The sequence below is a fragment of the Anaeromassilibacillus sp. An200 genome, assembly GCF_002160025.1.
Taxonomy (GTDB): domain Bacteria; phylum Bacillota; class Clostridia; order Oscillospirales; family Acutalibacteraceae; genus Caccousia; species Caccousia stercoris.
Genome location: NZ_NFJU01000002.1, coordinates 88080 through 114589, shown reverse-complemented (window position 1 = coordinate 114589; position 26510 = coordinate 88080). Strand labels below are relative to the sequence as shown.

Sequence of the window (26510 nt, the reverse complement as noted above, 5' to 3'; positions counted from 1 at the left end):
TATACTTGTCGTACATCTATTTGTCAAGAAACATCCTCCGGATCGTGGGGATCCGCCGTATCCTGCTGCTGGGCAAGGAGCACGTCGCGGATGAGATTGAACAGATCCTCACGGGTGGAGAGCTCTCCGGCGCGGCGGCGGAACTCAGCCGCGCCGCGCACGCCCTTCATATACCAGCCGACGTGCTTTCTGGCCTCGTTCATGGCGCGCCCTTCGCCCTTGAGCTCGCACATGGCTTCGATATGCTTGGCCATCACCGTCAGTCGCTCGTAAATGCCCGGCGGGGGGATGATCTGCGTTTTGTCGATCAGGCAGGCGTTGATCTGCTGGAAAATCCACGGATTCCCGAGAGCGGCGCGCCCCACCATGACGGCATCGCAGCCGGTGGTTTCCAGCATTTTCGCGGCAGCGGCGGGGCTTGTGACGTCGCCGTTGCCGATGACGGGAATCGAGACGGCCTGCTTGACCTGCCGGATGATATCCCAGTCGGCGGGCGGGCCGTACATTTCATCGCGGGTGCGGCCGTGCACCGTGACGGCGGAGGCCCCGGCGTGTTCGCAGACGCGGGCTATTTCCACGGCGTTGACGCTGTTCTTGTCCCAGCCCTTGCGGATTTTCACCGTGACGGGAACCGGGACGGCGCGCACGACGGCGGAGACAATCGCGCCGCAGAGGAGGGGGTTTTTCATAAGCGCGGAGCCGGAGCCGTTGTTGGCGATCTTCGGTGCGGGACACCCCATATTGATATCAATAAAATCCGGGGAATACTCCATGCAGATTTTCGCGGCTTCGGCCATGATATCCGGTTCATAGCCGAAAAGCTGGATCCCGGCGGGATGCTCGTCGGGGCTGAGATGCATGAGCTCGGGTGTTTTCTTGTCGTGGTAATGCAGCGCTTTGGCGCTGACCATCTCGGTGATGGTGGCGGCTGCGCCGAAGCGGGCGCAGAGGGAGCGGTAAGCTTCGTCGGTGACGCCCGCCATGGGCGCGAGGAGAGCGAAGCCGTTGAGGGTAACAGAACCAATTTGCATAGGGAGTTCCTCCGTGACAAATGGGATAAAATATGATAAGCTAAGAAAGCCGACGGGAAGCACGGCGGAGCCGCTTGAAGTTTTCGTCCACCTTTTTCCAAAAGGTGGCGGGGATAGGGGCAGAGCCCCTATAAAAGCGCCGCAGGCGCAAGCACATCCGTGCAAGCAAAAAACAGCGAAGCGCCTTTTTTGCGCCCTCGCGAGCCGCCCAAAGCCCGTTTCCCAACCAGCCCGGCACGTTCGCACCAAGCCCTGCGCGCCTTTGCAAACTGAGAGCATCCCGTAAACCGCCATAGTTCACGGCTCTTTTTCGTATCGCGCCCCCGCGCCTGCCTGCGTTCCCTGGCGAAACCGGGAGCCTTTCCAACCCGTCCAAACTCGTTTGCTTTCTGACTACTCATTATATAAAAGAACCGGAGGAATTACAATGTCAAATCCCACAACCCTGTCCACCGAAGCCATCGTAACCCCGGAGATGCTGGCCTGCCACGTTGGCTCCGGCTCTCTGCCCGTGCTGGCGACCCCGATGGTCGCGGCGCTTCTCGAGCAGTCCGCCTGCCTGCTGGCGCAGAAATACCTTGACGAGGGCATTACCTCCGTCGGCACGAAGCTTTCCCTTTCCCACGACGCTCCTTCCCCGGAGGGCGCGCACATCACCGCCACGGCCACTCTCGTCGCGCAGGAGGGCCGCGTGTTCCGCTTTACGCTGGAGGCGCGCGACGACGCGGGCGTGATTGCCACCGGCACACATGAGCGCGTGTCCGTGAAAGCCGCCACCTTCCCGGAGAAGGCGGCCGCCCGCCTGCCTCGGTGAGTCCGATGCGTCCGCGTTTTTCCGCCGTCCTGTTTGACCTCGACGGCACTCTCACGGAATCGCATCCCGGCATCCTGCACTGTGTCCGCCTTTCCCTCGAAGAAATGGGCCTGCCCATCCCGCCGGAGGACACGCTGCGCCGCTTCATCGGTCCGCCGCTCTGGTACAGCTACACCACCTTCTGCCATCTGACTCCGGAGCAGGCGGAGGAAGCCGTGGAGCGCTACCGCACGCATTACCGCGCGGGCGGCTATCTGGAATGTTCCGTCTATCCGGGGATCCTTCCTCTGTTGGAGGATCTGCGTGCCGCCGGGGCAAGGCTGGCTGTTGCCACTGCCAAGCCCGCCCAGATGGCGCATGCCGTCTGTGAGAGCTTTGGGATCCTCTCCCGCGTCGACTTCCTGTCCGGCAACCGTGAGGATGAAAAGGGCATGGGTAAGCGAGGCCTGATCGAAGCGGCCTGCACCGGTCTGGGTGTTCCCCCGCGGCAGGCCGTCATGATCGGGGATACCCGGTATGACCGTGACGGCGCGCGCGAAGCGGGAACCGCCTTTGTCGGAGCGGCTTACGGCTATGGCTCTCCCGGTGAGCTGACGGGTGAGGGAAGCCTGGGCGCGGCGCAGTCCCCGGAGGGCCTGCGGGCGTATCTGCTTCTCCCCTGAATTTACAATATATTCATGGATTTTTCCCGGGAAATCCTGCTATAATGAGACAAGTATTATCGGGCCGGGAGGGAAGGCTGTGGCTAGAGAACGGTATCTGCTGCACGCGGGCGAGGAGGAGATCAACCGCGCCGGTGCGGAGATCACATTGAAAACCAAAAAGGATAAATGGAATAATTTCTGGTTTTACCACAAGACTCATGTAATTGTGGCGGCTATCGCGGTGCTGTTTGTGGCGTACATGGTCTACGATATGGTGACGAAAGTTCACCCCGACTATAACATCGCGATTCTGACCTCACAGACAATCCCCTCTGATCTTTCGGATCAGCTCGCGGAGGAAATGGAGAAATACGGAGAGGATATCAACGGAGACGGCGAGATTGTCGTGCAGATGAACGTCTTTGAGATTGCGCAGGGCGAGGCTGCCAATACGATGGATCCCAACATGCAGATGGCCGGGATCGTGAAGTTCCAGGGAGACGTTCAGACAGGCGATTCCTATATTTATCTGACGGACGACGACAGCTTTGTTGCCTACGGCACAGAGGAGGGACTGTTCACCTATCTGGACGGTTCTCTGCCGGAGGAGGGCGCGGATGATTATGAAAACATGCGCCTGCCGATGTCTGAGTGCAAGGGGTTGGCCGATACGGAGATCGGCGAGGTTTTCAGTGATTACAGATTCTCCCTGCGCTGGATCCGCGACGATCTTCTGGACAAAAAACCCGATTATTATGTTGGCTGCAAGGAGCTTTATGAAAACCTTGTGGCGGGTACGCCCACCAACGCCGGCGGCGAGGATGCTTCCTCCTCCGCCGAAGCGGCTTCCTCTGCCGCGGAGTAAGCTTTCAGAAATACAGCGCCCGTTCCCCATATGCTTTGTGGGGAACGGGCGCTTTGTTGTGCGGGAAAGCACCTGAGAGCCTGACGTTCGGAAAAAATCGCTTCGCTCTTTTTCCTGGCTTTCTTTGGCTTCGCACGGTTTTATGGGGCTCTGCCCCAGACCCCGCAAGCCTTTTGAAAAAGGCTTGAGCGAAAACTTTATGTTTGCTCTTTGGAAGCTGGTTGTTTATGGAGCCGCAGGCCGCCGTAACCGCGTTCGATCCGGCCCTGCGCCGCCAGGCGCGAGAGCACGCGCGTCACCGTCACGCGGGAAAGACCCGCCAGCCCGGCAATCTCCTCATGCGTCAGGCGCACCATGCCTTCCTCGTCCGCCAGACCGTGCAGCAGCCGTTCCACACGCTCATCCGCGCGCAGAAAGGCCAGCGCGTCCACCTGCGCCGAGAGCAGCCGGATCGTCCCGGCCAGCGAGTGCATCAGATCCATCGCAAGCTGGGGGCGCAAAGCAATGCATTGCAGCAGCGCCGGACGGTTAACGGAAATGATCTCCGACTTTTCCAGTGTGCGCGCCGAGGAAACGCGCATTTTTCCGTCAAAAAACGACGCTTCCCCAAACAGCTCCCCCGGCGCGACCAGCCGCAGGATGTGTTCTCCGCCGTCCGGCGAGGAGAGCGTGATTTTCACGGATCCGCTCAGCAGGTAATAGAACTGCACCGCCGTTTCCTCCTGCGAATAGACCGTCTGATTTTTGGCGTAAAGCCGGATCGGCTGCGTTTCCTCAAAGATTTTCCACGGATTTTCCGCGTGCTGTGCCATGCTGTTTCCCTCCTGATCCCGGTGCATCGTCTGTCCCATGCCGTTTTTCGCCCGTTGTCAGGCAGAATTTTTTCTATTGTAACATATGATACATTCTTTTTGCAAGAAATCTGGCATACTGGAAGGCACAGACGCCGTCGGAGAACGGGCGGCAGGGAAAAGGAGAGAGGAAAAATGGGAATGACCATGACCCAGAAGATTCTGGCGGCGCACGCCGGTCTGGACCATGTGGAGCCGGGCCAGCTCATCGAAGCGAAGCTGGATCTGGTGCTTGGCAATGATATCACCTCGCCTGTGGCGATCAATGAATTTGAAAAATGCGGCGCGGATTCCGTGTTCGACAAGTCGCGCATTGCGCTGGTGCTCGACCACTTCACCCCGAACAAGGACATCAAGGCGGCGGAGCAGTGCCGTCAGGTGCGTCAGTTCGCGTCCAAATATGATATTGACAATTTCTTCGATGTGGGCCGCGTGGGCATTGAGCACGCGCTTTTGCCCGAGCAGGGCATCGTGGTGCCGGGCGACTGCGTGATCGGCGCGGACTCTCACACCTGCACCTATGGCGCGCTGGGCGCGTTCTCCACGGGCGTCGGCTCCACGGATATGGCCGCGGGTATGATCGCGGGCAAGACGTGGTTTAAGGTTCCGTCCGCGATCCGCGTCACACTGCGCGGCAAGCTGCCGGAATTTGTCAGCGGCAAGGACGTGATTCTTCACCTGATCGGGGAGATCGGCGTGGACGGTGCGCTGTATCAGTCTCTCGAGTTCGCCGGCGACGGCGTGAAGAGCCTGTCCATGGACGACCGCCTGTGCATTGCGAACATGGCGATCGAAGCGGGCGCGAAGAACGGTATTTTCCCGGTGGACGAGGTGACGCTTGCCTACGGAAAGAACCGTTTCCGCCGCGAAGCCGTCGTCTATGAGGCAGACCCGGACGCGGTGTATGACCGTGAGGTTGTCATCGAGCTCGACAAGCTCCGCCCGACGGTGTCGTTCCCGCATCTGCCGGAGAACACGCGCACCATCGACGAGGTGGGCGAGGTGAAGATCGATCAGGCGGTGATCGGTTCGTGCACGAACGGCCGCATGGAGGATCTGCGCATGGCGGCTTCCATCCTCAAGGGCCGCAAGGTAGCCGACGGGGTGCGCTGCATCATCATCCCCGGCACCCAGCAGATTTATCTCGACGCGATCCGCGAAGGGCTGGCGGAGACGTTTATTCTCGCGGGCGCGATTTTCAGCATGCCGACCTGCGGCCCCTGCCTGGGCGGTCACATGGGCGTGCTCGGCAAGGGGGAGCGCGCTGTCTCCACAACAAACCGCAACTTTGTCGGCCGCATGGGCCACATTGAGAGCGAAATTTACCTTGCCAGCCCGGCTGTTGCCGCCGCCAGCGCGGTGACGGGCTATCTGACCGACCCGGCCAAGCTCAACTGAGGAGGAATCGACATGAACGCACATGGACTGGTACACCGCTACGGCGATAACGTGGATACGGACGTAATCATTCCCGCCCGTTATCTGAATACAGCCTCCCACAGCGAGCTGGCCGCTCACTGCATGGAGGACATCGACAAGGATTTTGTGAAGAAGGTTAAGCCCGGCGACATTATGGTGGCGGGCAAGAACTTCGGCTGCGGCTCCTCGCGTGAGCACGCGCCGATTGCCATCAAGGCCAGCGGGATTTCCTGCGTGATTGCGCCGACCTTCGCGCGCATTTTCTACCGCAACGCAATCAACATCGGTCTGGCGATTCTGGAATGCCCCGAGGCCGCCGCGGAAATCCAGGCGGGCGACGAGGTGTCCGTGGATTTCGATACCGGTGTCATCCAGGATGAAACCACCGGAAAAACCTTCCAGGCACAGCCCTTCCCGCCCTTTATTCAGAACATTATCCGCAAAGGCGGGCTGCTCAACAGCCTTCAGGAAAAGTAAAAGGCAAAAGAATTCCCGGCTTCCGCGTCCTTCCGTTGGGAAAGGGCGCGGGGGCCTTTTTGCAGAGCGGGAAAAGGTTTACACAGAGAAAAAAGTTTTTTATAATAAAAAGCAGATAAAAGCAAAGGTTTCCAATTGTTGGAGACAGAGGGAGGAAAAAATGGAGCTTTATCTTTCAGACAAAAAAGGTGTGCCGATTCAAAAAGACATGATCGGCCTGTTCTTTGAGGACATCAACTATGCCGCAGACGGCGGACTGTATGCGGAGATGATTGAAAACCGCTCATTCGAGTTCCTCGACTGCTATGGCACGGTGGGCGACTATTACACGAAGCACGATCCCGGATATGCCTGGGAGCCCACGCAGGAGTATGGCCAGGGCCGTATGGAGTATGTCATGGGCAGTCCGCTGGACCGGGCAAATCCGCATTACCTGCGTTTTACGGTCGATTACGCCGGACAGGGCTTTGCGAACAAGGCATATGACGGCCTGCGTCTGGAACAGGGAAAAAGCTACCGGGTTTCGTTTTATGCGCGCTGCGTCCGGTATCAGGGCGGCCTGCGCGTCGCGGCTGTCAAGGAGCGTGTGGAATACGCGGCAGCGGAGATCACCTGCGTAAGCGAGGAGGAAAACGCCTGGCACAAGTGGACGCGGTACGAAGCTGTGCTCACCGCAAAAGAGGATGTGCGCGGCGCGCGGTTTGTGCTGTCCCTCACGCAGCCGGGTGTGGTGGAGTTTGATTTTATCTCCCTCATGCCGGAGGACGCGGTGGCGGGCGTGTTCCGCCGGGATCTGTTTGAACTGCTCAAGGGCCTGCACCCCGGATTCCTGCGCTTCCCCGGCGGCTGCATCATCGAGGGCAACACGCTGGAAAACCGCTATCGCTGGAAGGAGAGCGTCGGACGCCCGGAGAGCCGCCGGAACAATTTTAACCGCTGGGCCATGCATGACACCAAGCAGGAGAGCGGCTTCCACACCTGCTATTCGCACTATAACCAGTCGCTTGGCCTGGGCTACTACGAATATTTTCTGCTGTGCGAGCTGATCGGCGCGCAGCCGCTGCCTGTTCTGAACGTTGGCCTGGCGTGCCAGTACCAGTCGTATGAGCTGGTGGAGATGGACGATCCCGCTTTTGCGGAGTTCGTGCAGGACGCGCTCGATCTGGTGGAGTTTGCCAATGGTTCCTCGGAAACCAAATGGGGCGCCGTGCGCGCGCAGATGGGCCATCCCGCCCCGTTCGGCATGACGATGATGGGCATCGGCAACGAGCAGTGGCAGACGGAAAAGGTGGATTTCTTCTCCCGCTATCAGGCGTTTGAGCAGGCGATCCATGCAAAATATCCCGAGATGCGCCTGATTGGCTCCGCGGGCCCCGATATCACCTCGGAGCGCTATACGGCCGCATGGGACTTCTACAAGGAAGCCGCGCCGAAGAAGGAGAACTTTGTCTACGCGGTGGACGAGCACTATTATGTCAAGCCGGAATGGTTCTACGAGCACACCGATTTTTACGATGCGTACCCGAGAAACATCAAGGTCTTTTCCGGCGAGTACGCCGCGCATCCGGTGAACGGCATGAACCGCCCGGACGCGAACACGCTTGGCGGCGCGCTGGCGGAGGCGGCTTTCCTCACCGGTGTGGAGCGCAACGCGGATGTGGTGGTGCTGGCTTCCTATGCGCCGCTTTTTGCCCGTGTGGGCTACGCGCAGTGGTCGCCGGATATGATCTGGTTTGATGACGCGCGCGCCTATGGAACGCCCAGCTACTACGTTCAGAAGCTGTACGGCGAGAATCTGGGGACCGTTACCCTTGCCATGGAGGGGCAGGAAAAAGCCCTGCGTGAGCAGGAGATCTATGCAAATGCTTCCTTTGACGAGGCGGCGGGAGAAATCATCGTGAAGGTTGTGAACCACAGCGCGCGGGCCAGGGATCTTTCTCTGCGTCTGGCGGAATCGTATGCACCGGCTGGGGCGGTGAAGCTGTCCCGCATTTCCGGATGTGAGGAGGATTACAACTGCATCACCAACCCGGATGTGGTGACGCTGCAAACAGCACAGGAGCCGTTTGCGGGCTCTCTCAAGCTTCCGGCGTTCAGCTTCACAGTTGCAAGAATTCCGGTGCGCGCATAACGGCGATCCAAAATTCCAATTTGTTCCTATTGATAGTTGATTTTACCTGGAATGCATGCTATACTGATACCAATAAATAGAATAGATGTATTCTGACCCCAAATATGAGGGGTTTAGGAAAAGCGACAAAGATGGCGCCATCTTTGTATGGTGCAGCAATGCTGCACCATAAAGACGCCTTCCAAGCAGTTTGATCCGCCCGGCGGGCGGCAGGACAAGAGAATTTTAGTGGGGAGGTGATGGCTGCGTTCCGTTGAATATAAGCAATAGGAGAGAAATGGAAGTAAATGAGGGAGGGATCGATGCAAAAGGAAGTTTTTCCATTCGGCGGCGTGCAGGCCGGGGACGTGCTTCGTCTCTTTCTGCGCGGAAATTTTGCAGGAGGGATATCGTATTATGAAAGCGTTTAAGCAGTTCCTCGCGCTTGTACTTGTGACCTGCATGCTCACGTCGATATTCACCGTTGTCTCGGCAGCGGAGCCAATGGTAGGGGATAGAGTCTGGAGTTCTGATTCCGGTTATGTCCTCGTCCAGCAGGGCGATGGAACCAAAGTCAATTCCGCATATGTTAAGGTTACGGAATCCGAGTATGTTAAGGTAGAGTTAAGTGAAAGTGTGGAAGTGGATCTTTCGTCTGGAAAAGAAGATGTAACAATTATCTTTACCGGTGAAAACCTTGCGGGATCGTTTGATCTGAAGGTGTTGGATACGGAAAACAATCTGGTCTATGCACCGGAAAACGCTTCTCCTGTGGAGACAAATGACGAGGTACAGCCGGGAGATTCCGACAACCAAAAGATCACCTTCACCGTCCCGCCGGTTTCCATGGCAGGCGGTTCCACGCTGGCAGTATACCCGGCAGGAAGCGACATGCTGGCTTGGGAGATCTCGTATAAAACCACTATCTGTGGAAGTTTGACTGCGAACGAGAACAATCCCGTAGAAATTCAGACTGTTTCTAATAATGAAAATTCTTCATCTGCTATTATTCCATCAACAAGTGTTGAAGTGATTTTAAATAATATAGCAACTGATACGAAAGCCGTATATATTAATGTTTTTGAGCCAGAAGATTATTTGGGAAGTTTATTAATTGATAGCGATATTTTTAAACATGAAAAGTTTAATTGTCCAGGATTTTCTTTAAATATTTTTGTATATGACAGCTATGGTTATTCTTGTCGCTATATGTGGAGTTTTAATAGTACTCAAAAAATCCTTCAAAGAAATCAAAATGACAGTGAAAGTTTTCAAATTAATTTAAGAACTTGGATAGATAGGGTTACTGAGCAGCCAAGCAATATTACAGGAATACAAGTACACCTAAATGATTTTAACAGGCTTCCTAATGATTTATCCTCCACATTAACAGTTAAAGCAAAGTTTGATACCAATATAGTCAATGTTTTTTATGATCACAAATTGTATCATGAATGGATGGAGCTTGAAAAAAATCTTGCAATCAAAAATGGAAATGAAGTAACTTTTAAAGTTGTTCCTGATTATACTGATAGATTTTTTATAGTATCTCCAGATGTAACATGGGAACAAATAAATCCTGATTATAGTATAGAGTTTTTTTGCAATTCAAAACCTATTAGTGGTTTCGTAGAAATTCAAAAGGGGGAAACAGCGCAACTCACAGCTCTAATAAAAAATCATGATAAAGAAATATCAGATGCAATAGTTACATGGAAATCCAGTGATACTAGTATTGTTGATATTGATGTTCTTACAGGAGCAATAACAGGGAAATCTAAAGGTGGTCCAGTGACCATTACCGCAATGTGTATGTCGCCTGGTTCTGTTTTATATACTTTTAGCATAAGCGTTAAAGTTACTGAGAAAGATTCCGATTCCAGCGGCGGCGGATCTTCCTCCGGCGGCAGCACCGGCACGGCAATGCCGAATACCGGTTCCGGCACAAATCCGGGCACGGGTACGAACCCCGGCACAAGTGGAAACACTCAGCCGCAGGGCTGCGTGAGCGATACGGTGGGTAATTTCTCTGTGAAAGGCTCCTATCAGTATAAGCTTACCTCCACCAACGGCCAGGCTCCCGTCGTGACGGTCAGCAATTCCAACTTCCGCGTGGTGCTTGCCTCGCAGAATGGAAATGACTATTTCTTCAAGGTATACGCCATCGGTGCTGTGGGCCAGACGTGCGACGTTCTGGTAAATGGTGTGAAAGTGTCCACCATCACCGCTTCCGAGGTATATGGCGGCGTGATGAGCGATACCACCGCGCCCTTCACGGTGAAGAAGGGCGGCAGCTACCAGTTCAAGCTGACAGCTTCCAGCAAGCCTGCCATGACGGCCGGTTCCTCCTCCTTCCGTGTGGAGTATGCCGGAAACAGCGGCAATGACTGGTTCTTCAAGGTATACGCCGTCGGCAATGCCGGTGATGGCTGCGGCTTCTATGTCAACGGCGCGCCGTTTACGGTTGCCGTGGCACATATCAGTGAATAAGTTTTGCCGGTTGCAGAGTACTGAAAAAACTTATTTGTAAAAAAAGACAGCCCCCACGCCTTCTTTGCGGAAGGTGTGGGGGCTGTCCACGTTTTGCAATAAAATATTTTAAGGCTTGCGCAGCTTGGGCAGCAGCACGATGGCGAGCGCCCAGAACAGCTCATAGATCAGAAGGAACAGGGTGTTCAGTTTGCCGAGGCCTGAATAGCAGGCCAGGAAAGCCACGAGCACAAACCCAAGCCCGACAGCCACATTTTGCAGGGCGACGGCAAGCGAGATGTTCCCGCGCTGGCGGATGCACAGGGAAACCAGGCGCATCATGCCTGTGGGGCGGCCCTTGGTGGCCAGCCACGCGGCGGCGGGAGCGTCCGGCTTCTTGCCTGCTTTCACATAGACGTTGCCGAGACGGGTTGTGAGCACGTTGACGGAGCGGGCGTTCAGCTGGAAACATTCCGCAATCAGCTCCGGGGTGATGTTCGGGTCACAGGTGCGCACCAGGAAGGCAACACCATTATCCTCCAGACGGCAGAGCTCAATCGTGCGGCGGCGGTCGGCATTGTACGCGATAAGGAACATCGCAACGAGCTGCCCGCCCGAAGCCAGATAAAGCACTTTTTTGCCGCCAAGGGCGTATTTCTTTTCATAGTCGCGCGAGGGCGGGGTGATATGGTGCGCCAGAAGCAGGTCGCGGGTACCAATCAGCAGGCGGTGGCCGGACACCCAGCCCACAATGCCCTTGTTGTCCTCGTACGTATAGTTCTCCACCTTTGGGAGAAGCTCGCGGCGGCTCTGGATCACCTCGTCGAAAATCTCACTGAGCGTGCCGCCGGTCTGGTTAAGCAGGGCGGCAGCGTCAAGAATCGCATCGTCGATGTGCTGATCCCCAAAGGTTTTGATTCCGCTGAGCACAACGCAGTTTTTCGGGAACAGCTCTTTGGCATCAAGCAGAATGGCGTTGGTATCGCTGAATTTATCCAGTGCCTGATAGCCGGAGATCATGGCGCCATGCCGCCCCGCGAGGCGGGAAGCTTGTGCCAGCGGCAGATTCACACACAGCTGGTTGAGCATCGGCGTGCAGATGCAGCAGGAAGCGGTGAAGGCGGTGAGCGCCGCCATCGCGTCACCGGAGAGAAGGAGCGCTGCCACACAAAGCAGCAGAGAGGACACGATGCCGATCGGCGCAATGACCTGTGAGCTTTGTTCGCATGCGTCCGGCAGATACGAAATTCGCAGGAAATTCTTTAAAAAGCCTGTTTTTGTTTGGTAGGCTATGGCAGGGGAGTCCTCCACATAGCCGCGCGTCATTTGCAGTGCCATGTTGTGGTCACCCAGCAGATGGACGGCCATTTTTTTGTCCGGCGAAGCCACAAAGCGGAAATTTTTGGTGATCCGCTTGACCATGGACAGCTTGCCGAGTGTGTTCAGGAAAAGAGCCAGCACGGCCAGCGGGGCATAGAGATGCAGCGATGCTGTATCTACCCGCGCGGTCGAAAACAGAAGCAGCACCGTGTGGATGGCGGACGCCGCAACGGCCACCGCCACACCGCTGTCACTGTTGGCCTGCAAGCGGATCAGACCCTTGAGGCCGTTGAGCAGAACCGGCCAGGAAAAGGCTCCCGCAATGAGGAGGAAGATCAATTCCAGAATCAGATACGGCTGTGTCAGCAGATAGTAGGGAATAAACGAAGGCAGAATCCCGTTGTATTCTGAGATCAGCCCGAAGAGAAGCATCAGGAACAGGGAAAGCCCTGTCACGCCCGCCCGCAAAAGCAGGGTGCGGTGCTTTTCCCCAAGGTCGTGCAGGATGGATGCCGCGTCCTCCGGCTTTTCGTAGTCCTCGATCTCCTCGGGATCCACTGGGAATTCATCCTCGGGACGGTTGTCCTTTTCCTCTGTGCCAAGGATGGAAAAGCGCTTATGGCGTTTCTGGCCGGGCTTGCGCTTGAGCGTTTCCTCGGCTTCCTCCCCGCCTTCTTCCTCCTCGGCGGGAGCAGGGGAAGCGGTGGGATGCAGGGGGATGGTGCGCCCGCGCAGGGGCTTGCCGGAGGAGGACTCAATTTCCTCCCATCCATCATAATCCCAGACAGCGGTTTCCTGCGGCTGAATGGGAGTGGACGCCGGTTCATCCTGCGGCGCGGTGCGCGCTGATTTTTTTGTCTTGACCGCTGTGTTGGCTGCCGGGGCAAATTCCGCCCAGGCGTCCGGCAGGGCTTCCTCCGGCGCCTCTGTGTGGGCGGCGGGCTGCTGCTTTACCTGCGGCGTGCTGTCCGTATGTACGGCAGGCTGCTTTGCCTGCTGTGTGTGCTGCTCCGCCGGTTCCGCGGAGGCGGAGAGCCTGCCGGGGCGCGGATAGGTGCGCGCCTCGTTGTCAAGGGCCTCCTGCAGCTCACCGGGCGTTTCCTCCATCGTCACCACCTTGGCGGGACGGTTTTTGCGCGAACGGTAGGAATGTTCATGGGAACCGCTCTTTGCGTTCCCTTTTGCATTGGAGAGCACACGGGGCTGCGGCGCTTCCTCCGGCTCACGCACCGGAGCGGGTGCGGGCTCGCGTGCGGGGGTGGGGGCAGCGGGCGAAGGCTCCTTTACCGGGGCTGGCTCCTGCTCGCGTTCCGTTTCCGCTGTGGGCGGCGCGGTCCGTACGGACGTGTCCTGGGCCGGTTTTGTCTTTGCCTGTGCGGGTTCCTGCCGTTTCGGTTCTTCCTGCTCCGTCAGGAAAACAGGGGGCGGGGCCGGGCGGAAGCTGGGCTGGGCAGCCTTCTTTCTCGTCTGCGAGGCCGGGCGGTTGACGCGAAGCACGCTGTCCTCCGGGATCTGCTCCGCATCGGCCTGCGGCACGGGGATTTCCGTTTCCGTCGGTTTCCGTTTTGCACCGCGCGATGCCTTGAAGGTTTGTCCGGTGCGGCGTGTTTGGGTGGAACCAGCGTCCGCCGTTTTGCCGCGTGCGGGGGCAGCGGGCGTGTCCAGCACAGTCAGGCTTGGAAACTCGCGGGTGCTCGGCTCCGCTGCTTTCGCAGGCTCATCCCGCTCCGGTTCGGCTGGCTCCTCTTCAGGCTCCGGCCCGCCTGCTTTTTCCAGCACACGGGCGGCTGCCTCGGCGTCGTGCGTGCTGCGCTCGGCGCGCTGGGCTTCCTCGCGCTGATACATGGAGAAGAGATCTTCCCCGCCGGTCTGGCTTTTTTCATCATAGCCGGCCTTTTTCATGGCACGGGCCAGACGGGCATGGCGTTCGGCGCGCATTTTGTCCGCGCGCGCGGCCAGATCATCATCGCTGTCCTGTCCGTCGCTGTGGAAAAGGTAGGAATAAGGCGAATCTTCACTGCTGCGCGGGGCGCTGTCAAAATCCATGGTTTTTTCGTAGGCGCGCTTGTATTCTTCACGGCTTTTGAGGTGGAGATCCTTATAAGGATTTTCCTCCTCGTCGTCGGACATGTCCAGGAACGTGTTCTTCTTTTTTTCCTTCTTCCCAAAGGAGAACAGGCCGCGCAGGTTTTTGCGGCGTGGAGTCTCCGGGGTTTCCTCCGGCTCCTCCTCTGCCAGATCTTCGGCGGTGATAACGCCGTCCTCCTCCTGCCGTATGCTTTCTTCGCGCACCGGTTCTTTTTTCTTCTGTTCCTTTTCCGGGTACAGCGGCACACGGCGGGAAGCGGGCTTTGGCTCCGCCGTTGTCTCGTCTGCGGGCTGTTTTTCACTGGACGGCACATAGTCCAGTCCAGGCTGTGCGATATCCTCCGGCTTGGGAGGATTGGTGCGGCTGTTGCGCACGTCTGCGAGGATTTCTTCCAGAGAAAAATCCTCGCGGTACTCTCGATCATCCGACATTGCTGCTTTTCTGCTCCTTTCCCGCCGGGGCGTCAGCGCGCCCGGATACCCGCGCGCTGGCGTGCCGCCTCATAGGCCAGCACACCGCACGCCACAGAGGCGTTCAGTGAGGTTATTTTGCCCTTCATCGGCAAAGATATGATAAAATCGCATTTTTCTTTGACCAGGCGGCCCATGCCGAACCCCTCAGAGCCGATGACCAGCGCCATGGGGCCGGTGAAGTCGGCTTCGCACCAGGGCGCCCCGTCCATGTCCGCGCCGAAGATCCACACACCGCGCCGCTTGAGCTCCTCCATGCACGAGGGCAGGTTTGCCACGCGCGCGACGGGTACATATTCCAGCGCGCCTGCCGAAGCCTTGCCCACGGTGTAGGTCAGGCCCACAGAGCGGCGCTTCGGGATTACCACTCCATGTGCTCCCGCGCACTCTGCTGTGCGCAGGATAGCGCCCAGATTGTGCGGGTCGGCCAGCTCGTCCGCCAAAATGAGAAAAGGAGGTTCGCCCCGTTCCTCCGCCAGGCGGAAGATATCGTCCAGCGTGGCGAATTCCTTGGCCGCGGCCAGTGCCACCACCCCCTGGTGCACAGCTCCGCCGCACAGCGCGTCGAGCTTTTTGGGGTCGGCTTCCTTGACGTTGGCCCCGGCCTGCCGTGCCTTGGCAGCCAGCGCCGCGAGGCTGCCCTTTTCCAGCGAGCCGCGCGCGACATACAGCGTGTCAATCGGCCGTCCGCTCCGCAAAGCCTCCGTCACAGCGTTTCTTCCGGCGATCACGCCCTCCGCACGGGAGGAGCGGGCGCCGTTTTCCGAATCGTTCTTATGATAATTCATGGCACAAAATCCTTATCTTCTTTATTTTTCGCGCCTGCGGCGGGCAAGCCGCACAAGACGGCTCCGCCGTCCCGGCTGTGAGAATTCCGTGTGTTTAGCGTCCCGCGCTGCTGCCGCAGAGTAATACGGGAGCATGTTAAGACCGTCCCGCGCCGCCGGGCTGATATTTACGCACTTTACCAACGCGCGGGCCGCTGCGTGCAGGCTCAGCCTGCTGCTTTATTATAGCATAGGAAAAGGTAAAATAGGAGGGTAAAAACGCGAAATTCAAAAGGAGTTTACAAAAAGCGCGGGGATCCTGGTTTATACGGCGCGTAATCGAAAAAGTTGACATAATTTATTTTCCCCTTCGGGAAAAGCCAGGGGAAAACTCAGTGGAGTCTGTGGAAAACTCAGTGGAAAATGTGGAAAACCACTTGAAATGGGTAAAACCTTTCCACATCCCACAAGACCATGTAAAAATTATGTAAACTTATGGAAAGTACAAACTGTAATCGCTCCTCCTTTGCATTTGCAGGACAAGCATGGTAGAATACATACATGTGCAGCACTAAGGGAGGATACTTGGAAAATGAGAGAGGATATTTGCAGCATACCCATCAGCGAATTGTTTGAGCCGAAGAAGGGCTGCCCGATCTGCCGCATGGACGCCATGCTGGAGAGCCGGTTGGCCGAATACATCACCGGAGCAGCCATGATGGAGCCGGATGTGCGCATCGAGACGAACCGTCTGGGGTTCTGTTCCCACCATTTTGACCGGATCTGCGAGGTGGGAAGCCGTCTTTCCATCGCGTTGATTCTGGAAAGCCACCTCAAGGAGGTGGAGGAGCGCGCGTTCAGCGCAAAGGCCGCTCCCAAAAAGAAGAAGCTGTTCGGCGGCGCGGCGGCACCAGAAAAGGAAACGTGCTTCATCTGTGAAAATATGGAGAAGAACCGGAACCATCTGGTGGACAGCCTTCTGAACCTCTGGGGCAAGGAAGAGGAATTCCGCCGGTTGTTCTCGGAGCAGGAGTGCTTGTGCCTGCATCACGCGCATTTGCTGGAGGATGCCGCGTCCCGGCTGCCGAAGAAAGCGGCGGAGCCCTTCTGCGCCGAGGTGCGGCGGCTGTCGCAGTCCTACTTGCAGACAGTGGAGGCTGACGTGACGCATTTTTGCCGGATGTTCGACTACCGCAACAAGGACGGCGACTGGGGCAATTCCCGCGACGCGATTGAACGCGCCATCGCGTATCTGACAGGGCGGCTCTACACAGGGCGCGAGGACGGGGAGGACAAGGCGTGAGCGACTGGCTGGGGCCGTTTGACCTGGCGGCCACGCTGACCTGCGGCCAGTGCTTCCGCTGGCGGGAGGGTGAGGACGGCAGCTTTTCGGGCGTGGCGTTCGGCCGGACACTCACCGTCTCGGAGGAATCGGCCGGACAGGCGGCGGAGGACCCGCTCTGGCGCTCCTATTTCGATCTGGATCTCGATTACGGCGCGATCCGCCGGGAGCTTTCGGCGCTTTCCCCGGAGCTGGAGACGGCGGCTTCGTTTGCGCCCGGCATCCGGATTCTGCGGCAGGATCCCTGGGAGGCGCTGTGTTCGTTCATCCTCTCGCAGAACAACAACATCCCGCGCATCATGGGGATTGTGGACAGGCTCTGTGAGAATTTCGGGGAGCCTTTGCCGGAGGGCGGCTTTTCGTTTCCGGAGCCCGAGCGGCTCGCGGGTCTTTCCGTGGAGGATCTCGCGCCGCTGCGCTGCGGGTTCCGTGCGCGGTATGTACTGGACGCGGCCCGGCGCGTCGCGGGCGGGGAGCTGCCGCTGGATGAGGTTGCCGTCCTGCCGCTTCCCGAGGCGCGCGAAGCCTTGCAGACAATCGACGGGGTGGGCCCGAAGGTGGCGGAATGTGCTCTGCTGTACGGGATGCACCGGCTCGACGCCTTTCCCCTGGACGTGTGGATGCGCCGCGCGATGCAGACGCTGTTTCCCGGGAAATCGCCGGACTTTTTCGGTCCCTTCGCGGGAATCGCACAGCAGTATGTCTTTCATTACAGCCGCCTTCATCCGGAATTGTTTGAGTGAACATTGTCAAAGTTTTGTCAAAAACGGCGGTTTTTATGCTCAAAATCTGTGAAACTCTGAAAAAGCTTGCCAAAGCATTGCAAAAGCCAAAAAATTTTGGAAATAATGCTTTCCTAACGGGACAGATTGTTGTATAATAAGGACAGATTAAATCATAGAATAGGAGCGTGACCCCCATGCCGTTGGTAAATACGAAGGAAATGTTCAAGAAGGCCTATGAAGGCGGATACGCTATCGGCGCTTTCAATGTGAACAACATGGAAATCGTTCAGGGTATCACCGAAGCCTGCCAGGAGCTCAATGCCCCTGTGATTCTTCAGGTTTCCGCCGGCGCCCGCAAATACGCCAACCACACCTATCTGGTGAAGCTGGTTGAGGCTGCCGTGAAGGTGAACCCCGACATTCCGATCGCTCTGCATCTGGATCACGGCGCAAGCTTTGAGATCTGCAAGGACTGCATCGACGGCGGCTTTACCTCCGTCATGTTCGACGGTTCCTCCAAGCCTTATGAGGAGAACGTCGAGGAAGCCCGCCGCGTTGCGGAGTACGCTCATAAGTATAATGTCACCGTTGAGGCTGAGCTTGGCCAGCTCGCGGGCGTCGAGGACGACGTGAAGGTTGAGGACGACAAGGCCCAGTTCACGGATCCCGACGAGGTGCAGGATTTCGTCACCCGCACGGGCGTCGATTCCCTGGCAATCGCCATCGGCACCAGCCACGGCGCTTACAAGTTCAAGCCTGGCCAGAAGCCGCAGCTGCGTCTGGACATCCTGCAGGAGGTTTCCAACCGCCTGCCCGGCTTCCCGATCGTTCTGCACGGCGCTTCCTCCGTTATTCCGGAGTATGTTGAGATGGTCAACAAGTTCGGCGGAGAGATGCCCGACGCGATCGGCATCCCGGAGGAGATGCTCCGTGAGGCTGCGAAGATGGCTGTCTGCAAGATCAACATCGACTCCGATATCCGTCTTGCCATGACCGCTACGATCCGCAAGTATTTCGCTGAGAATCCGAGCCACTTCGATCCCCGCCAGTACCTCGCTCCGGCCCGTACCGCTGTGAAGGATATGGTGGCGCACAAGATCAACGTCGTGCTTGGCTGCGCCGGCAAGGCCTGAGAAAAATAGACTATGTTCCGGATCCCAAGGATCCATTGGAAATAGTTCGTTGCAAGGGAAACAGCATCCGCTTTTGGAAGGCGGATGCTGTTTCCCTTTCTTTTTCTTTTTATGGTTGATTTTACCTGGAACGCGTGCTATACTAATACCAATAAATAGAATAGCTGTATTCTGACCCCCAAATATGAGGGGTTTAGGAAAAGCAACAAAGAGGGCGCCTTCCAAGCAGTTTGATCCGCCCAGCGGGCGGTGGACAAGAGAATTTCGGTGGGGAGGTGGTGGCCGCGCTCCTTAGGACGCAGATGGTGTGAGAAGCAAGGAAATCCACATAAGGAGGGGTGACACAGCACAGTTTTTTCGTAGGCGGCGCGCGGGCCGGAAGCGTCCCCCGCTTCTTTTCGCGCGGAAATTTTACAGGAGGGATATCGTATCATGAGAGCGTTTAAGCAGTTCCTCTCGCTTGTGCTCGTGACCTGCATGCTCACGTCGATGTTTACCATCGTCTCGGCGGCGGGGCCGCAGGTGTATGCGCGGACCTGGGATTCGGATTCCGGGCACATCACCATTCAGCAGGGTGAGAGCGGACAGAGCGTCGATTCCGGGTACCGCAAGGGCCAGGATTCGGGCTACACAGTTCAAGTGGATCTGGATGCGGAAAAAGCCGTACAGGTGGATCTTTCTTCTGAGGAGCAGGTTCAAATTACTGTTACCGGTCAAAATTTGGAAGGACAGTATGAGCTGAAGGTTTTGGATTCGGGAAACAACCTGGTCTATGTCCCGGAAATGCCTTCCGACATGCAGCCTAATACTCCTGCGGAAAATGAATCCGACAACCAGAAGATCACCTTTGAAGTCCCGCCGATCTCCATGGCAGGCGGTTCCAAGCTGGAGATTTCTTCAGCAGGAGATCCCACCCCGGCCTGGCGGATCTCGTATTATAAAAATGTGACCGGAAGTGTAACAACGGGCGAGAACACCCCGGCCAAAATTCCGACGGTTTCTGAGGAAGATCCTGCTACCGTTACCGTTCCGGCTGCGGCTGTTGAGGCTGTTTTGGACAAGGTGGACGCAGCTGAAGCATATGTTCAGGTGGAAGCATCCGATGAGAACGGAAGCTTGCTGCTCGACACCAGCGTGTTCAATCATGACAAGTTCAAAGATGGCAGCTTTACTTTGAACATTACGGTCAAGGTTGGCGAAATTTCTTACACCTGGAAATTTACTGCAAAAAGCGCTCAAACGTTTGCGCTGCTTGCGGAAACCAGGGGAGATGATTCCCAGAAAATCGATCTGATGCCTACGATTGTAAACGATCAATTCGGTGACAATCAGATCCCGGGTGAAAAGGTAACGATCGATGTCAGCAAGCTTTCGGATGATATGATCGTGGAGCTGACGGTTCCCACTACTGTTGCTTCGGATGAAGTCAAGGTTTTCTCCAATGAGCAGGGAACATGGGTAGACAGCGGCGTGAAATCTGTCGCAGAAGGTTCCGTTACCTTCGAGGTGTCCAAGGCTGCTTCTAAATATGCCATCGTTGCTTTCGATGTGACGGCAGAGCAGATGAACGGCACCAAGCCGGAGCCGGGCAAAACGCAGTATGAAGTGAAAGCAGTAAAGCCCGACAACGGAGATCTTTCGCTGAGCAAAGACAAGCCGACTGATTCTATTGAAATCCAAGTTGTAGATAAAAATGGTGACGTTCTGGACTCCGGCAATTATAAAGTGGATTGGAAGTCCGGCAACGATGCTGTAGCGACGGCTGAGCCGGACAGCGATTACGAAGGCAAGAACGCTCAGGGTAAAGTGACAGCTCACGCCAACGGTAGCGCTACTGTCACCGCAACGGTTAAGCTGAATGAGGACGCAAACGGAACACTTTCGAACAATTCCGTCAGTGTGAATGTCACGGTGACAGGGTTTGATATTACGGTGGATCCGGTTTATGCGATCACGGTCACACCGGACAAAGCTACCATCAAGGTTGGGGAGACCGTTTCCCTGAAAGCGGATGTAACGAAGGATGGGAATCCGGTATCTGACGCAAAGGTCACATGGACAAGCAGCAATGAAAAGGTTGCGGCTGTGAACAACGGCACCGTGACAGCGGTGGCCAAGGGAACAGCGGCCATCACCGCGTCGTATGCTTATGCGGATGGAAAGTCCTGCACGGCTGAGGCGGTTATCACGGTGGAAGAAACCGCAGTCCCTGAGATTACCATTACGCTTACCTCTTCCTCTGATACCATCAAGGTTGGCAAAACGGCTGCCATCACCGCCACGGTGAAGGGAACAAACGAGAAGGCTGTATTTGCGACCAAGGATACCACGATCCTTTCTCTGACCGACAACAAGGATAATACCGCTTCCGTGAAGGGCCTGAAAGCAGGCACCGCAACAGTAACGGCGACGGTGGGCGGTAAGACGGCAGCTTGCACGATCACAGTCGAGAAATCCACATCCGGCGGCGGATCCTCCGGTGGTTCCTCCGGCGGTTCGTGGAACGACGGCAGCACCGGCACGGCAATGCCGAATACCGGCTCCGGCACAAATCCGGGCACGGGTACGAACCCCGGCACAAGCGGAAATGCTCAGCCGCAGGGCTGCGTGAGCGATACGGTGGGTAATTTCTCTGTGAAAGGTTCCTATCAGTATAAGCTTACCTCCACCAACGGCCAGGTTCCCGTCGTGACGGTCAGCAATTCCAACTTCCGCGTGGTGTTTGCCTCGCAGAATGGAAATGACTATTTCTTCAAGGTATACGCCATCGGCGCTGTGGGCCAGACGTGCGACGTTCTGGTGAACGGCACGAAGGTGTCCACCATCACCGCTTCCGAGGTGTATGGCGGCGTATCCTGCGATACCACCGCACCCTTCTCTGTAAAGAAGGGCGGCAGCTACCAGTTCAAGCTGACGGCTTCCAGCAAGCCTGTCATGGCAGCCGGTTCCTCCTCCTTCCGTGTGGAGTATGCCGGAAACAGCGGCAATGACTGGTTCTTCAAGGTGTACGCCGTCGGCAACGCCGGCGACGGCTGCGGCTTCTATGTCAACGGCGCGCCGTTTACGGTTGCCGTGGCACATATCAGTGAATAAGTTTTGTCGGTTGTAGAGCGCTGAAAAAACTCATTCGCAAAAAGGCAGCCCCCGCATCTTCCGCAAGGAAGGTGTGGGGGCTTGTTCTTTCTTTTCCCGTTTCCCGCTCAGGCCGCGGAGGCCCCCCATTTCTTGCCGCCAAGAAATGGGGGAAAGAACCGCGAGGGGCTTTGCCCCTTCGAACCCCTTTGGTCTCCTACGCGAGCCTTGCGCCCCCTCTCCCTGGGAGCGGCCGGCTTGCGGCGCAAGGCCGCCAAACGCCGGCTGGCAACAGAACAACTCGCAATCTTCGATTGCGAAACTGTTCTCGTGCGTTGGGGTACGGCTCTACATGGAATTGCGGATAGCACTCAGCCGCTGAAGCGTAATTTTCCGGGCGAAGCCCGCAAAATTATGCTTCAGACCGCCGACCGGCGTTAAGCCGGGCGGCGAGGGAATCATAGATCGGTGCGCTGCGCAGGGCGTCGGCGGTGGCGCAGGCGATGAGGGAGACGGCGAGCAGAGGGAGCAGTGTGTGGACGGAGCCTGTCATCTCAAAAAGAAGGATGGCCCCGGTGAAGGGTGCGCGGACAATCGCCGCGAAATTGCCCGCCATACCGAGCAGCAGGAACGCGGCGATCAGATCTTTTTCCAGCCCGAAAAGCTCCACCGCGCACACGCCGTAGGAGCATCCGATCAGAGCGCCGAGGACGAGCAGAGGGAAAAAGATCCCGCCCGGCGCGCCGGAGCCGAAGCTGAGAAGGGAAAAGAGGAATTTTCCCACCAGCAGGAGCAGCAGGATTTCCAGCATATAGTCTCCCGCCGCCGCCTGTTCCACCAGATTGTGGCCGGAGCCGAGCAGAGAGGGGGCGCACAGCGCCAGGATTCCCGCCATGAGGAAGGGGATGAGCAGGCGGACAAAAACCGGAAGGCCGCTCTTGTCCTGCAAAAAGCGGACCACAGCCATCGTGGCGGCGTTGTAGAACGCGCCAAGCACGCCGAGCAGAAGCCCCAGCGGCACGACCAGAAGATAAAGCACCGGCGTAAAATCCGTCTGGGGAGCAAACTGGAACACCGGCCCCACGCCGAACACCTGTACGGAGAGAAGATCCGCCGAGAGCACAGCCGTCATCAGCGGCAGAAGGAGCCGGGGCGTGAAGGTGTGATGAAGCTCCTCCAGGCAGAACAGCACGCCCGCCGCGGGAGCGTGAAAGGCCGCCGCCAGCCCCGCGCTGGCTCCGCAGCTGATCAGGACGCGCTCCTCCTCGCCGCCGCGCCGCAGGAAACGGGAGAATCCTTTTCCCGCCATGGCGCCCAGCTGGATCGACGGCCCTTCCCGGCCAAGCGACAGCCCTCCCAGCATGCACAGAAAGCCGCCCGCGAACTTGCACAGCAGCACGGAGAGCCAGGAGCTTTTGATTTTGCCGTGCAGCTCACATTCCAGCTGTGGGATCCCGCTGCCCCCGATCAGCGGCTGGCGGCGCACCAGGAGAGAGGTCAGCCCGGCCAGCGCAATCAAAACCAGGAACCAGACCGCCGTCCATCCCGCGTTTTTCCGGATAAACGTGAGAGAGTGTCCCAGCGTATCCGAGGCAAACTGAAGGCTCAGGCGGTACAGTACCGAAACGCCTCCCGCAAGAATTCCCGCCGCAAACCCTGCGCAGGGCAGAAATGCCCTGCTTTCTGTAAACCGCGCCCATAGACCCGCGCGCTCATTCATGTCCGATTCCTCCCCGTCCGGCTCTTTTTCCTTATTATACCTTCTTTCCGGCATGGCGGCAAGAAAAGGGATAGGGCCTGTGCACTGGGTCAAAAACCAGGGCTTCTTGTCGGAACTTCATAAAATTTGGCGCAAGGAATTGGAGGGGAGTTGTGAAAAATTCTTCTTTGCCGCTTGCCTTTCTCGTCTCTCTGCGCTATAATAGGGATAAATTCGGATTACATATTGGATAGATTGTACAGGGCGTATCTGAAAACGGAGACATTGACGGATTTTTCGCAAACAGCGAGGAGCCGCAAGACGGAGCGCGGGGGAAGCTTCCCGGCAGCTTCGGCGCAGCAGATACCGTTGCTTGCAGAGAACCGTGGGTTCCCCGTGTCCGGACGCCCTTTACTTTTCGCCGCCTGCGGGAAAGGCGTGCTCCTGAGTCCGAGCACAAAAAGCTGAAAGGGGAACTTCGAGATGAAACAATATCCGGCCAAGAATATTTTCAACATAGCGCTGGCAGGCCATAGCGGCTCCGGAAAGACATCCATCGCGGAAGCGATGCTCTATCTCTCCGGAGCGACCGATCGCCGCGGCAAGGTCAGCGAGGGCAACACCGTCTGCGACAGCGATCCCGAGGAGATCCGCCGCAAGGCTTCCGTCTCCGCCGCCGTGGCTCCGCTGGAGTGGAGAAACAGCAAGATCAACCTGCTCGACGCGCCGGGCCTGTTCGACTTTGAGGGCGGCCTGTGCGAATCCATCCGCGCCGCCGATTCCGTTCTGATCGCGGTTTCCGGCAAGGACGGCGTGGCCGTGGGCACCGAGAAGGCATATGACGCGGCTTCCGCGCGCGGCCTGTCGAAGATTTTCTTCGTCAACGGCCTGGCGGACGAGGACGCCCGCTTCTACCGTGTGTTTGAGGATCTCAAGAGCCATTTCGGCCCCTCCACCTGCCCCGTGGTTGTTCCGTACATCGTGGACGGCAAGGCCGATATCTATGTGAACATTCTGGAATATAAGGCATACGACTATTCCGGCGGCAAGCCCGTCGAGGTCAAGATGCCCGACATGGGCGATCGTCTCGAAGGCCTGCGCACGGCTATCTATGAGGCTGTGGCCGAGACAAGCGACGAAATGTTTGAGAAATACTTCTCCGGCGAGCCCTTTACGCCTGAGGAGGTTATCGTCGGCGTGAGCAAGGGCGTCAAGAGCGGCGCGATCACCCCTGTGTTCTGCGGCGACGCAATCCTCATGCGCGGCATGGAGCAGTTCCTGGACGGCCTGACGTGGCTCGCGCCCTCCGCTGAGGAGAAGGCGGGCGAGATCGGCGCGGACATCAACGGCGATCCCGTGGAGATCTCCGTAAACCCGGACGGCGCGACCGCCGCCCTCGTGTTCAAGACCGTTGCCGACCCCTTTGTGGGCAAGGTTTCCTATATCAAGGTCATTTCCGGCAAGGTTGCGCCGGACTCCCAGCTGGTCAACATGCGCACGGGCAACACGGAGCGCATCGGCAAGGTGGTCGTGATGCGCGGCAAGAAGCAGGAGGACGCGGGCTTCATCGGCGCGGGTGATATCGGCGCGGTGCTTAAGCTCTCCGGCGCGAACACGGGCGACACGCTGTGCGCTCCCACGCGCAAGGTGACGCTCGAGGGCGTCAGCTATCCGTCCCCGACGCTGTCCATGGCGATCGCCCCCAAGACCAAGGGCGAGGAGGACAAGGTGGCGCAGGGCATCTTCCGTCTGGTGGAAGAGGATCCGACCATCAAGTTCGCCACAAACGCCGAGACGCATCAGATGGTCATTTCCGGCCTGGGCGAGCAGCATCTGGATGTGATTGTCTCCAAGCTCAAGAGCAAGTTCGGCGTAGACGTGACGCTGCAGAAGCCGCGTGTGCCGTACCGTGAGACGATCCGCAAGAAGGTGCAGGTGCAGGGCCGTCACAAGAAGCAGACAGGCGGCCACGGCCAGTTCGGTGACGTGTGGATCGAGTTTGAGCCCTGCGACAGCGAGGGCCTGGAGTTCGGGGAGCGCGTCGTCGGCGGTTCCGTGCCGAAGAACTTTTTCCCGGCGGTTGAGAAGGGACTGCGTGAGTGCATCGTGAAGGGCCCTCTGGCCGGATATCCGGTGGTTGGCCTGCGCGCCACACTGTATGACGGCTCGTATCACCCGGTGGACTCCTCTGAAATGGCGTTCAAGACGGCGGCTTCCCTGGCTTACAAGGCCGGTATGCCGCAGGCGTCCCCCGTGCTGCTTGAGCCCATCGGCGCGCTGAGCGCGACGGTGCCGGATGCCAACATGGGCGATATCATGGGCGAGATCAATAAGCGCCGCGGCCGTGTGCTCGGCATGAACCCTGCCAAGGAAGGCTATCAGACGATCGACGCCGAGGTTCCCATGGCGGAGATGGCGGACTTCTCCACCTACATGCGCCAGGTGACGCAGGGACGCGGAAGCTACCAGTTTGATTTTGTGCGTTACGAGGAAGCTCCCGCGATGGTGGCCCAGAAGGTCATCGAGGACGCGAAGGCTGCCGGCGAAATCGAATAAAACAGATGAAAAAAGGCCTCTTGCGATTTCGTATCGCAAGAGGCCTTTTTTCGTGCGGACTCAGCCGATGGGGAAGAGCGGCAGGGGCTCGAGGAAAAGGATGTCGTCGCGCTTGGCGGCGTCTCCCTCCGCGAGGATAGCGGCGCGGGCCACGATGTTGCCGCCCGCTTTCTCCGCCAGGCGCTCAATGGCGAGCAGGGATTCCCCCGTGGAGATCACGTCGTCGACAATGGCGACGCGCTTGCCCTTGAGCAGCAGGGCGTCCTTGCCGTCCAGGCAGAGCGTCTGGGCCTTCTGGGTGGTGATGGATACCACCTCGTCGGTGATCGGGTGGCTCATGTAGGGCTTTACGCTCTTGCGGGCCACGATGTAATACGGCAGATTGCGCAGGCGGCACAGCTCATTGACGAGCGGGATGCCCTTGGCCTCAGCCGTCACGATGTAGTCGACCTCCGGCAGCTTTTTCTCAAGCAGCGGGGCGGCCTTTGTGACCAGCTCACAGTCCCCGAGGATCACAAAGCTGGCAATGCACAGGTTTTCGGAGACCTGCATAATGGGAAGCTGACGGGTCAGGCCCGCCACTTCGAGAGTGTAATACTGCTGTTCCATATTCTTTCCGCCTTTCCTGATATTGCGTATGGGTTGTGGGCGACGTTC

18 protein-coding genes are annotated in these 26510 nt (G+C 57.6%); 12 read left to right on the top strand and 6 right to left on the bottom strand.

The features are described 5' to 3' along the window. Positions 1-23: 23 nt before the first annotated feature. Positions 24-1031, bottom strand: coding sequence for a tRNA dihydrouridine synthase DusB (gene dusB, locus B5F35_RS01665; protein ID WP_087237436.1), 1008 nt, complete (start codon positions 1029-1031; stop codon positions 24-26). Positions 1032-1458: 427 nt separating this feature from the next. On the opposite strand from dusB, the gene B5F35_RS01655 reads away from it, so the two are divergent. The 3 genes from B5F35_RS01655 to B5F35_RS01645 all read left to right on the top strand — a co-directional run bounded on the left by B5F35_RS01655 (position 1459) and on the right by B5F35_RS01645 (position 3354). After that, on the top strand, positions 1459-1845 hold the full coding sequence (locus tag B5F35_RS01655) for a thioesterase family protein (protein ID WP_087237432.1): 387 nt from the start codon (positions 1459-1461) through the stop codon (positions 1843-1845). Positions 1846-1850: 5 nt separating this feature from the next. Next, complete coding sequence (locus tag B5F35_RS01650) at positions 1851-2507, top strand: HAD hydrolase-like protein (protein WP_087237430.1); 657 nt, start codon at positions 1851-1853, stop codon at positions 2505-2507. Between the two features lie 79 nt (positions 2508-2586). Continuing rightward, entirely contained in the window at positions 2587-3354 is a 768-nt protein-coding gene (locus B5F35_RS01645) for a hypothetical protein (protein WP_087237429.1), read from the top strand. Between the two features lie 197 nt (positions 3355-3551). Here B5F35_RS01645 and B5F35_RS01640 read toward each other — a convergent pair whose 3' ends face one another. Further along, a complete protein-coding gene (locus B5F35_RS01640) occupies positions 3552-4166 on the bottom strand; it encodes a Crp/Fnr family transcriptional regulator (RefSeq protein ID WP_162611295.1) in 615 nt (204 codons plus the stop codon). A gap of 174 nt (positions 4167-4340) precedes the next feature. On the opposite strand from B5F35_RS01640, the gene leuC reads away from it, so the two are divergent. The 4 genes from leuC to B5F35_RS18360 all read left to right on the top strand — a co-directional run bounded on the left by leuC (position 4341) and on the right by B5F35_RS18360 (position 10701). Next, positions 4341-5603 (top strand): 3-isopropylmalate dehydratase large subunit, encoded by a 1263-nt coding sequence (gene leuC, locus B5F35_RS01635; protein WP_087237425.1) that lies wholly within the window; start codon positions 4341-4343, stop codon positions 5601-5603. Between the two features lie 12 nt (positions 5604-5615). Beyond that, on the top strand, positions 5616-6101 hold the full coding sequence (gene leuD, locus B5F35_RS01630) for a 3-isopropylmalate dehydratase small subunit (protein WP_087237423.1): 486 nt from the start codon (positions 5616-5618) through the stop codon (positions 6099-6101). 160 nt (positions 6102-6261) lie between these two features. Next, complete coding sequence (locus B5F35_RS01625; protein WP_162611294.1) at positions 6262-8232, top strand: alpha-L-arabinofuranosidase family protein; 1971 nt, start codon at positions 6262-6264, stop codon at positions 8230-8232. 396 nt (positions 8233-8628) lie between these two features. After that, entirely contained in the window at positions 8629-10701 is a 2073-nt protein-coding gene (locus B5F35_RS18360) for an Ig-like domain-containing protein (RefSeq protein ID WP_140401119.1), read from the top strand. A 108-nt stretch (positions 10702-10809) separates the two neighbouring features. Here the strand turns inward: B5F35_RS18360 and B5F35_RS01615 are convergent, their stop codons facing one another. Together B5F35_RS01615 and rlmB are read right to left on the bottom strand one after the other, a co-directional pair. Beyond that, positions 10810-14520, bottom strand: a complete 3711-nt coding sequence (locus B5F35_RS01615; RefSeq protein ID WP_087237417.1) for a hypothetical protein — start codon at positions 14518-14520, stop codon at positions 10810-10812. A 32-nt stretch (positions 14521-14552) separates the two neighbouring features. Further along, the gene (gene rlmB, locus B5F35_RS01610) at positions 14553-15347 is read right to left on the bottom strand and encodes a 23S rRNA (guanosine(2251)-2'-O)-methyltransferase RlmB (protein ID WP_087237416.1); all 795 of its coding nucleotides are present in this window, start codon (positions 15345-15347) and stop codon (positions 14553-14555) included. A 571-nt stretch (positions 15348-15918) separates the two neighbouring features. On the opposite strand from rlmB, the gene B5F35_RS01605 reads away from it, so the two are divergent. The 4 genes from B5F35_RS01605 to B5F35_RS01590 all read left to right on the top strand — a co-directional run bounded on the left by B5F35_RS01605 (position 15919) and on the right by B5F35_RS01590 (position 21619). Continuing rightward, positions 15919-16629 carry a DUF6062 family protein gene (locus B5F35_RS01605; protein ID WP_087237414.1) on the top strand — a complete coding sequence of 237 codons (711 nt, stop codon included), beginning with the start codon at positions 15919-15921 and terminating at the stop codon, positions 16627-16629. Then, positions 16626-17411: a DNA-3-methyladenine glycosylase family protein gene (locus B5F35_RS01600; RefSeq protein ID WP_087237412.1), complete on the top strand. Its 786-nt coding sequence runs from the start codon at positions 16626-16628 to the stop codon at positions 17409-17411. The genes B5F35_RS01605 and B5F35_RS01600 overlap by 4 nt, the downstream gene beginning before the upstream one ends. Before the next feature lie 176 nt (positions 17412-17587). After that, entirely contained in the window at positions 17588-18526 is a 939-nt protein-coding gene (fba, locus tag B5F35_RS01595; protein WP_087237410.1) for a class II fructose-1,6-bisphosphate aldolase, read from the top strand. 432 nt (positions 18527-18958) lie between these two features. Further along, complete coding sequence (locus B5F35_RS01590) at positions 18959-21619, top strand: Ig-like domain-containing protein (protein WP_087237408.1); 2661 nt, start codon at positions 18959-18961, stop codon at positions 21617-21619. A gap of 391 nt (positions 21620-22010) precedes the next feature. Here the strand turns inward: B5F35_RS01590 and B5F35_RS01580 are convergent, their stop codons facing one another. Continuing rightward, positions 22011-23318: a H(+)/Cl(-) exchange transporter ClcA gene (locus tag B5F35_RS01580; protein ID WP_162611293.1), complete on the bottom strand. Its 1308-nt coding sequence runs from the start codon at positions 23316-23318 to the stop codon at positions 22011-22013. Between the two features lie 462 nt (positions 23319-23780). Between B5F35_RS01580 and B5F35_RS01575 the strand changes: the two genes are divergently transcribed. Then, the gene (locus B5F35_RS01575) at positions 23781-25853 is read left to right on the top strand and encodes an elongation factor G (RefSeq protein WP_087237402.1); all 2073 of its coding nucleotides are present in this window, start codon (positions 23781-23783) and stop codon (positions 25851-25853) included. 60 nt (positions 25854-25913) lie between these two features. Here the strand turns inward: B5F35_RS01575 and B5F35_RS01570 are convergent, their stop codons facing one another. Next, entirely contained in the window at positions 25914-26462 is a 549-nt protein-coding gene (locus B5F35_RS01570) for a phosphoribosyltransferase family protein (protein WP_087237400.1), read from the bottom strand. Between the last annotated feature and the right edge of the window lie 48 nt (positions 26463-26510).

Bases quoted from the DNA above. Each gene is read 5' to 3' on its own strand.
- B5F35_RS01580 (WP_162611293.1), bottom strand. From the start codon at position 23,318: ATGAATGAGCGCGCGGGTCTATGGGCGCGGTTTACAGAAAGCAGGGCA.
- B5F35_RS01605 (WP_087237414.1), top strand. From the start codon at position 15,919: ATGAGAGAGGATATTTGCAGCATACCCATCAGCGAATTGTTTGAGCCG.
- B5F35_RS01590 (WP_087237408.1), top strand. From the start codon at position 18,959: ATGAGAGCGTTTAAGCAGTTCCTCTCGCTTGTGCTCGTGACCTGCATG.
- leuC (WP_087237425.1), top strand. From the start codon at position 4,341: ATGGGAATGACCATGACCCAGAAGATTCTGGCGGCGCACGCCGGTCTG.
- B5F35_RS01650 (WP_087237430.1), top strand. From the start codon at position 1,851: ATGCGTCCGCGTTTTTCCGCCGTCCTGTTTGACCTCGACGGCACTCTC.
- fba (WP_087237410.1), top strand. From the start codon at position 17,588: ATGCCGTTGGTAAATACGAAGGAAATGTTCAAGAAGGCCTATGAAGGC.
- B5F35_RS18360 (WP_140401119.1), top strand. From the start codon at position 8,629: ATGAAAGCGTTTAAGCAGTTCCTCGCGCTTGTACTTGTGACCTGCATG.
- B5F35_RS01615 (WP_087237417.1), bottom strand. From the start codon at position 14,520: ATGTCGGATGATCGAGAGTACCGCGAGGATTTTTCTCTGGAAGAAATC.
- leuD (WP_087237423.1), top strand. From the start codon at position 5,616: ATGAACGCACATGGACTGGTACACCGCTACGGCGATAACGTGGATACG.
- B5F35_RS01640 (WP_162611295.1), bottom strand. From the start codon at position 4,166: ATGGCACAGCACGCGGAAAATCCGTGGAAAATCTTTGAGGAAACGCAG.
- B5F35_RS01570 (WP_087237400.1), bottom strand. From the start codon at position 26,462: ATGGAACAGCAGTATTACACTCTCGAAGTGGCGGGCCTGACCCGTCAG.
- B5F35_RS01575 (WP_087237402.1), top strand. From the start codon at position 23,781: ATGAAACAATATCCGGCCAAGAATATTTTCAACATAGCGCTGGCAGGC.
- B5F35_RS01655 (WP_087237432.1), top strand. From the start codon at position 1,459: ATGTCAAATCCCACAACCCTGTCCACCGAAGCCATCGTAACCCCGGAG.
- dusB (WP_087237436.1), bottom strand. From the start codon at position 1,031: ATGCAAATTGGTTCTGTTACCCTCAACGGCTTCGCTCTCCTCGCGCCC.
- rlmB (WP_087237416.1), bottom strand. From the start codon at position 15,347: ATGAATTATCATAAGAACGATTCGGAAAACGGCGCCCGCTCCTCCCGT.
- B5F35_RS01625 (WP_162611294.1), top strand. From the start codon at position 6,262: ATGGAGCTTTATCTTTCAGACAAAAAAGGTGTGCCGATTCAAAAAGAC.